This is a genomic window from Clostridium sp. (assembly GCF_040797585.1).
Lineage (GTDB): Bacteria > Bacillota > Clostridia > Clostridiales > Clostridiaceae > Clostridium_Z.
Genome location: NZ_JBFNEO010000115.1, coordinates 1 through 8,790, shown reverse-complemented (window position 1 = coordinate 8,790; position 8,790 = coordinate 1). Strand labels below are relative to the sequence as shown.

The window sequence follows — 8,790 nt, the reverse complement described above, 5'->3', positions numbered from 1 at the left end:
TAAAAACATTCGAGTTGGTTTATGGGTTTTCAAGAGAAGGACATATTAAAAATCCATTATTAGAATCTAAAAATTTATTAATGAAATTAAGAGAAGTATAGAGATTAAAGATTTTAAATCTCTTTAATTGCTTTTAGAATTTAATATTTAGAGAGGATGGTTGTGGTGAATAAGGTAATTTATGTAGAAAAAATCCCAGATCTTAATATAGAGGGAGAAAAATTAAAAGAGGATATAATTGAAAACTTAAATATAAGATTAGATGAAGTTAGAATAATAAATAGATATATAATATCTAATTTAAATGATGAAATGTTAGAATTATCTAGCCGTACAATTTTTTCTGAAAAAACTGTAGACAACCTTTATAAAGATAGTATTAATCTAGAAGGATATAAGGCATTTGTAGTAGAGTATCTAAAAGGTCAATATGATCAAAGAGCAGATGCTGCTATGCAGTGTATAGAACTTTTAACTATGGGAAATACCTGTAATGTGTCTTGTAGCAAAATAATTGCAATAAAAAATATAGAAACAGAAGACTTAAAAAGAGTAAAAGAATATTATATAAACCCTGTAGATTCAAAAGAAGGCTCTTTAAATTTTTTAGAGGAAGAAGAAGAGATTTTAAAGAGAGAGGATATAGGACCTATAGAGGGTTTTACAAATATGAACAAAGAAGAAATAATAAATCTTCATAAAAACCTTTCCCTTGCTATGACCCTAGAGGATTTAAATCTTTGCAACGAATACTTTAAAAAAGAAAATAGAAATCCAACCTTAACTGAAATAAAGGTAATAGATACCTATTGGTCAGATCATTGTAGACATACAACTTTTTTCACATCTATAAATAATATAGAAATAGAAGAAGGCTCTTTAAGTGAGCCAATAACCATTGGATTAGAAGAATATAAAAAATCTAGAAACTATGTTTATAACAAAGATAATAGAGATATAACTCTTATGGATATAGCAACTATAGCTGGAAAGGAACTGAAGAAAAGGGGATTACTTAAAGGCTTAGACGAAAGTGATGAGATAAATGCATGTACAATAAAGGCAAACATAGAGACGGATAATGGAATAGAAGAGTACTTAATACTATTTAAAAATGAAACACATAACCATCCAACAGAGATAGAACCTTTTGGAGGGGCAGCTACCTGCCTTGGGGGAGCAATAAGGGATCCTTTATCAGGGAGAGCTTATGTTTACCAAGCTATGAGAATAACAGGTAGTGGAGATCCTAGAATTCCTATTGAAAAAACATTAAAGGGAAAGCTTCCTCAAAGGGTTATAACTAAGGGAGCTGCAAAAGGATACTCATCCTATGGAAACCAAATAGGATTAGCTACTGGTTTTGTAGAGGAAATATATCATGAAGGCTTTATAGCAAAGAGAATGGAAATAGGAGCCGTAATAGGATCAGTACCTAGAAAAAATGTAAAAAGAGAAACTCCAAGTAATAAGGATGTAATAATTCTAATAGGTGGAAGAACGGGAAGGGATGGATGTGGAGGTGCCACAGGATCATCAAAAGGACATGATGAAGATTCAGTAGTAAAATCTGGGGCAGAAGTTCAAAAGGGTAATGCACCTACAGAAAGAAAACTTCAAAGATTTTTTAGAAATAAAATGGTTTCAACAATGATAAAAAAGTGTAATGATTTTGGAGCAGGGGGAGTATCCGTTGCCATAGGAGAACTAGCAGATGGGGTGGATATATATTTAGATTTAGTACCTAAAAAATATGGTGGGTTAAACGGACTTGAAATTGCAATATCTGAATCCCAAGAGAGAATGGCAGTGGTGGTAGATAATAAAGACTATGAAAGGTTTATATCTCTAGCTTTAGAAGAAAACTTAGAGGCTACTAAGGTAGGAGAAGTAACCAGCTTAAATAGAGTAAGGATGTTTTTTGAAAAAGAGACCATTGTGGATATAGATAGAGAGTTTTTAAATACTAATGGAGCAAAAATATATAGGGAAGCTTTTATTAAAGCACCTAGGGAAGAGGAAAATTATTTTAATATAAATATATACAGTGGAGATTTTAAAGAGGATGTAAGAAAGGTATTAACTGATATAAATATATGTTCTAAGAAAGGACTTGTAGAGAATTTTGATTCTACCATAGGAAGTAATACAGTTTTAATGCCTTTTGGTGGAAAATATCAGCTAACTCCTATAGAAGGTATGGCAAGTAAAGTAGATGTATTTAAAGGTGAAAGTAAGGATGCCACATTAATGACCTTTGGATACAACCCTTATATAAGTAGTTTTAGTCCTTTTCATGGAGGGTTATATGCAGTTATAGAAAGCGCTTCAAGGATAGTTGCCATGGGAGGAAAATACTCAAAGATTTATCTAACCTTCCAAGAATACTTTGAAAAGTTAGGAGAAGATAAAGAAAAGTGGGGAAAACCCTTAAGTGCCCTTCTTGGAGCCTTGTACGCTCAGAAGAAGTTAGGTATTGCTGCTATAGGAGGAAAGGATTCTATGTCAGGAACCTTTGAAAACTTAAATGTACCACCTACTTTAGTATCCTTTGCTATGGCTTTAGAGAAGGCAAAAAACATAATAAGTCCAGAAATAAAAAAGCATAATACTCTTCTTGTAAATCTGCAGATTGAAAAAGATCACATGGGGATGATAGATTTTCATAAATTTAGTAATATGCTAAATAAAGCTTCAGATCTTATAGAAAATAAAAAGATTTTAAGTGCCTTCTCTTTAAGGCATGGAGGGCTAATAGAAGGAATATGTAAGATGTCCTTTGGAAATAAAATAGGAGTTATTATAAATGAAGAAATAAAAGAAGAATTATTTAAAGAAGGATATGGCTCCTTATTAATAGAGATAGATAAAGAAGATTTAGGATTATTAGAAGATATAGACTATAGGATAATAGGAAGTACAACTAAGGAAGAGGCAATTATATATAAGGAAAACTATATGAATTTAAATGAACTTATTAACTTATGGACAAGTCCCATGGAAGATATCTTTCCTATAGAAGATAAAAAAAGCAAAGGGATATTCAATGAGGAATTAATTAATAAGGGTGAACTTAATGAGAATATACAGAGATATTCAATAGGTATAAAAAAGCCTAAACCAAGAGTGGTAATACCAGTGTTTCCAGGAACTAATTGTGAGTGGGATTCTACTAGAGCTTTTGAGAGAGAAGGAGCAGAGATTAAGGAAGTGTTATTTAAGAATATAAATAAACACCTTCTAAGAGAGTCAGTGGAAGCTTTAAGTAAGGAAATAAAAAATAGTGAAATACTTATGCTCTCTGGTGGCTTTAGTGCAGGAGATGAACCTGATGGTTCAGGAAAGTTTATAGCTACAGCTTTTAGAAATCCATATCTTAAAGAAGCTGTAATGGAGCTTTTAAACAAGAGGGATGGTTTAATTCTTGGAATATGTAACGGCTTTCAAGCTCTTATAAAGCTAGGGCTTGTACCTTATGGGGAAATAGTAGATATAGAAAAAGATATGGCTACTTTAACCTATAATACCATAGGAAGACATGTAAGTTCTATAGTTAAAACAAAAGTAGTTTCAAAGTTATCACCTTGGTATAGCGAAGTAAATATTAATGATATTCATAATACGGTGGTATCCCATGGAGAAGGAAGGTTTGTGGCGCCAGAAACTTTAGTTAAGAACCTTATAAAAAATGGTCAAGTTTCAACTCAATATGTGGACTCTAAGGGAAGAATGGATTTAAATATACCTCATAATCCTAATGGATCCATATATGGTATAGAAGGAATAACTAGTCCTTGTGGTAGAGTTCTTGGGAAAATGGGACATAGTGAAAGAATTGGGGAGAATCTCTATAAAAATATAGAAGGAAATTTTGATGATAAAATATTCAAATCTGGGGTAAGTTATTTTACTAAGTAATTATAAAATAGCATTGTATTAGTGTTATAAGGCTTAGTAGAGGTGGCTTTTCAAATATTAATTAGCATTTTATAGATTCATTTAACTTTAATATAAGAATGTAGATTTTTTATGTAAATTCTAAGCAACATTAAGTTTATTGGAGGAGATTATATGAAAGTAGCAATATTCTTTGGTAGTAAATCAGATACTGAGGTTATGAAGGGAGCGGCTAATGCTTTAAAAGAGTTTGAAGTAGAATACAAAGCCTTTATATTATCTGCACATAGAGTTCCAGAAAAACTTATAGAAACACTAGATCATATAGAGAATGAAGGCTATGAAGTGATAATAGCAGGAGCAGGACTTGCAGCTCATCTTCCAGGGGTTATAGCTTCTCATAGTATATTACCGGTGATAGGAGTTCCTATAAAGGCAGCGTTAGAAGGGGTAGATTCTCTTTATTCCATTGTTCAAATGCCAAAGTCCATACCAGTTGCCACTGTAGGAATTAATAATAGCTATAATGCAGGTATCTTAGCTATAGAAATTCTAGGAGTAAAATATAAGGACCTTCAAGAGAAGCTTATAGAATTTAGAAAAAATATGAAGAAAAAATTTATAGAAGAAAATGAAAGTGTTTGTTTATAAATATTAAAGAATAAGGAGAGGGAATTATGGAAAGAAAAGAAATGTTATATGAAGGAAAAGCTAAGAAAATATTTAGATGTGAAGATGAAGATAAGGTTATAGTTTATTATAAGGATGATGCTACAGCTTTTAACGGAGAAAAAAAAGGTCAAATAGATAGTAAGGGTGAGTTAAACAATATTATAACATCTAAATTATTTGCATTATTAGAAAAAGAGGGAATACCTACTCACTTTATAAAAAGATTAAATGAAAGAGAGCAGCTTTGCAGAAAGGTTGAGATAGTGCCTATAGAAGTAATTACAAGAAATGTAGCTGCTGGCAGTATGGCAAAGAGATTGGGACTCAAAGAAGGGTATGAACTTAAAAATACAGTTTATGAAATTTGCTATAAAAATGATGATCTAGGAGATCCTTTAATAAACGATTATCATGCAGTGGCTATAGGACTTACAACCTTTGATGAATTGGATAAAATATATGAAATTACAAGAAGAGTAAACAGAATATTAAAAGAATTCTTTATTAAGGAGAACATAAAGCTTATAGATTTTAAATTGGAGTTTGGTAGATTTAATGGAGAAATATTACTAGCAGATGAAATATCACCAGATACCTGTAGGTTTTGGGATGGTACTACCAATGAGAAACTAGATAAGGATAGATTTAGACGTGATATGGGAAGTGTTAAGGAAGCCTACGAAGAAATATTAAATAGAATCGGATAATTAAAGAAAGGAATTGAAATTATGAGAGGTCCTATTTTAGACATGGAACTGGACAAGTTTAAAGAAGAATGTGGAGTATTTGGAGTATATTCTAAGGATAACTTGGATGTAGCAGCATTAACCTACTATGGGTTATATGCTCTTCAACATAGGGGAGAGGAAAGTGCAGGTATAGCTGTCCTTAATGAAGAAAAAATAATTTGCAAAAAAGACATGGGCTTAGTTACAGAAGTTTTTAAGGAAACTACCTTAAAAAATCTAAATGGAAAAGCTGCCATTGGACATGTAAGATATTCTACTGCGGGAGACAGTTGCAAAGAGAATGCACAGCCTCTTTTAACTCAAGGAAAGCTTGGAAATACTGCCATAGCTCATAATGGAAATTTAGTTAATGCAGAGGCTATAAAAGAACTTTTAGAGGATTCAGGATTTATATTTCAAACGTCAATAGATTCAGAAGTTATATTAGGACTCATTGCAAGATATGCAAAAAAAGGATTAGAAAGAGCTATATTTAGTACACTACAGGCAGTAAAAGGTTCATTTGCTATAGTGATGCTTGCAGAAGATAAACTTATAGGAGTTAGGGACTACAATGGAATTAGACCTCTTTGCATAGGGAAGCTAAATGATACCTATATTTTATCCTCGGAAAGTGCAGCTTTAGATACAGTAGGAGCAGAGTTTATACGCGATGTAAAACCTGGAGAAATTGTAATAATAGATGATAATGGTATTAAAAGTCTAAGTTATTCAGAGAAAACCAGATGTGAAACCTGTTCTTTTGAATATATATATTTTGCAAGACCAGACTCTGTAATAGACAATATTAATGTTTATGAATCTAGGGTTAAGGCTGGAGAAATTCTTTATAAGGAATCTCCAGTGGAGGCTGATATAGTCATTGGGGTACCAGACTCAGGGGTACCGGCGGCTATGGGATTTTCTAAGGCGTCAGGGATACCTTTTGAAATAGGGTTTATAAAAAATAAATATGTAGGAAGATCCTTTATAGCTCCTTCACAAGAGCTACGTGAAAAGACTGTAACAGTAAAATTAAATCCTTTAAAGTCTGTTATAAAAGATAAAAGAGTTGTGGTAATAGATGATTCCATAGTTAGAGGTACCACTTCTAAAAGACTAGTTGATATTTTAAAAAGGGCAGGAGCTAAGGAGGTACATTTTAGAGTGTCCTCACCTGTGGTTAAATATCCTTGCTATTTTGGAATAGATACACCTTATAGAAGTGAACTTATAGGTGCCACTAAAGAAGTGGAGCATATAGGGCTTAATATAGGAGCAGATACTTTAGCTTATATAACCATGGAGGGACTTTTAGAATCCTTTGGAAAGGATAAAGGATTTTGTCTTGGATGCTTTAATGGAGAGTATCCTATGGTACCACCTAGTGAAATTATAGAAGAGAATAATAATTAGAGGTGAATTTAATGATTACTTATAAGGATGCAGGAGTTAACATAGAAGAGGGATATAGTGCAGTAAAGCTCATAAAAGAATACGCTAGTAAGACTATGACAAACTTGGTTTTAAATGATATAGGAAGTTTTGGTGGCATGTTAGAATTACCTAGTGGTTATGAAAAACCAGTTTTAGTTTCAGGAACAGATGGAGTAGGAACTAAGCTTGAAATAGCATTTAGAATGAATAAATATGACACAGTAGGCATTGACTGTGTTGCTATGAGTGTTAATGATATATTGTGCCATGGAGCAAAGCCATTATTTTTCCTAGACTATATTGCCTGTGGAAAGCTTAATGCCAGCATCGCCAGTAGTATTGTATATGGAGTTTCTAAAGGGTGTATAGAAAGTGAAGCAGCCTTAATTGGAGGAGAAACTGCTGAAATGCCAGGGTTTTATAGAGAAGGAGAGTATGATATTGCAGGATTTGCAGTTGGTATTGTAGATAAAGAGAAGATTATAAATGGTAAGGGCGTTAAGGAAGGGGATATTCTTATAGGACTACCTTCCTCAGGATTACATTCCAATGGATACTCTTTAGTTAGAAAGCTTATAAATAATTATGAAGAAAACTTCAATGGAAAAGCCATAGGAGAAGAATTATTAATTCCTACTAGAATTTATGTAAAACCAATACTAAGACTTTTAGAAAAGTTTGATATAAAAGCTATGAGCCATATAACTGGAGGGGGATTTATAGAAAATGTTCCAAGAATGTTACCTAAGGGGTATACTGCAGTGATAAATAAAAATTCTTATAAAATTCCTCCTATATTTAACTATATTAAAAGTTTTGGAATAGAAGAAGACCATATGTATAACACCTTTAATATGGGAATAGGGTTTATACTTTGTGTTGATAAGGATATAAAAACTAAGGTGTTAAAAGAACTTAAATCCATAGGAGAAGAAGCCTATGAAATAGGATATATAACCTGTGGAGGAGAAGGAATATGTTTAAAATAGCAGTATTAATATCAGGGGGAGGAAGTAATCTTCAAGCCATAATAGATAATAAGGATTTAAATGTAGAAATAGAAATGGTTATAAGTGACAATGAAAGTGCCTATGGACTTAAAAGAGCAGAGGAAAATAATATAAAAACCTATGTTATAGATAAAAAGAGTTATAGGGAAACTATAGGAGATGAAGTACTAAAACTTACAAAAGGAAAAGTGGATTTAATTGTCCTTGCAGGATTTTTATCCATATTAAAGGGAGATGTACTTAAGGTTTTTAAAGATAAAATTATAAATATCCACCCTTCATTAATACCTAGTTTTTGTGGAAAAGGTATGTATGGTATTAATGTCCATAGAGCAGTTATTAAAAATGGAATAAAAGTAAGTGGGTGTACTGTACATTTTGTTAATGAAAATATAGATGAAGGGGCAATAATTCTTCAAGATACTGTAGAGGTAGACTTTAATGACAATGAGGAAGGGCTTCAAAGAAAGGTTATGGAAAAAGAACATTGTATACTCCCTAAAGCCATTAAACTTATATCAGAAAACAAAATTAGAATAAGAGATAAAAGAGTAGAAATACTTAAATAACTTTCTTTTAAGGAGTGATTTAGATGAAAAAAAGAGCTTTAATAAGCCTTTATGATAAGGAAGGAATATTAGAATTTGCTAAGTTTTTAGAAAGTAAGGATGTAGAGATAATATCTACAGGAGGAACTTATAAATATTTAAAAGATAATGGAATAGAGGTTATAGAGGTAAGTGAGATTACAAAATTTAAAGAGATGTTAGATGGAAGGGTAAAAACTCTGAACCCAATAATTCATGGAGGAATCCTTGCCATAAGGGATAATAAAAATCACATGGATACCTTAAAAGAAAATAATATAAATACCATAGATTATGTAGTTGTTAATCTTTATCCATTCTTTGAAAAGGTAAAGGAAGATCTATCCTTTGAAGAAAAAATAGAGTTTATTGATATAGGTGGACCTAGTATGCTAAGATCAGCAGCAAAGAATTTTAAAGACGTAGTTGTTCTTAGTGATAAAAAAGATTATTTAAAGG

The 8,790-nt window shown here is 31.9% G+C and carries 6 protein-coding genes and 1 pseudogene; all 7 read left to right on the top strand.

All coding sequences use genetic code 11. The annotated features are described in order from the left end of the window. Positions 1 to 156: 156 nt before the first annotated feature. Positions 157 to 3,918, top strand: coding sequence for a phosphoribosylformylglycinamidine synthase (locus tag AB2369_RS08535; RefSeq protein WP_367666058.1), 3,762 nt, complete (start codon positions 157 to 159; stop codon positions 3,916 to 3,918). Between the two features lie 153 nt (positions 3,919 to 4,071). Beyond that, a complete protein-coding gene (purE, locus tag AB2369_RS08530) occupies positions 4,072 to 4,548 on the top strand; it encodes a 5-(carboxyamino)imidazole ribonucleotide mutase (RefSeq protein WP_367666057.1) in 477 nt (158 codons plus the stop codon). 26 nt (positions 4,549 to 4,574) lie between these two features. Next, positions 4,575 to 5,276 (top strand): phosphoribosylaminoimidazolesuccinocarboxamide synthase, encoded by a 702-nt coding sequence (gene purC / locus AB2369_RS08525; protein WP_367666056.1) that lies wholly within the window; start codon positions 4,575 to 4,577, stop codon positions 5,274 to 5,276. Between the two features lie 21 nt (positions 5,277 to 5,297). Beyond that, entirely contained in the window at positions 5,298 to 6,713 is a 1,416-nt protein-coding gene (gene purF / locus AB2369_RS08520) for an amidophosphoribosyltransferase (RefSeq protein WP_367666055.1), read from the top strand. A gap of 11 nt (positions 6,714 to 6,724) precedes the next feature. Next, positions 6,725 to 7,723, top strand: coding sequence for a phosphoribosylformylglycinamidine cyclo-ligase (gene purM, locus AB2369_RS08515; protein ID WP_367666054.1), 999 nt, complete (start codon positions 6,725 to 6,727; stop codon positions 7,721 to 7,723). Then, positions 7,711 to 8,313 carry a phosphoribosylglycinamide formyltransferase gene (gene purN / locus AB2369_RS08510; RefSeq protein ID WP_367666053.1) on the top strand — a complete coding sequence of 201 codons (603 nt, stop codon included), beginning with the start codon at positions 7,711 to 7,713 and terminating at the stop codon, positions 8,311 to 8,313. Before purM ends, purN begins: the two co-directional genes overlap by 13 nt. A gap of 23 nt (positions 8,314 to 8,336) precedes the next feature. Further along, positions 8,337 to 8,790, top strand: a pseudogene (locus AB2369_RS08505) (bifunctional phosphoribosylaminoimidazolecarboxamide formyltransferase/IMP cyclohydrolase); the annotation flags it as partial.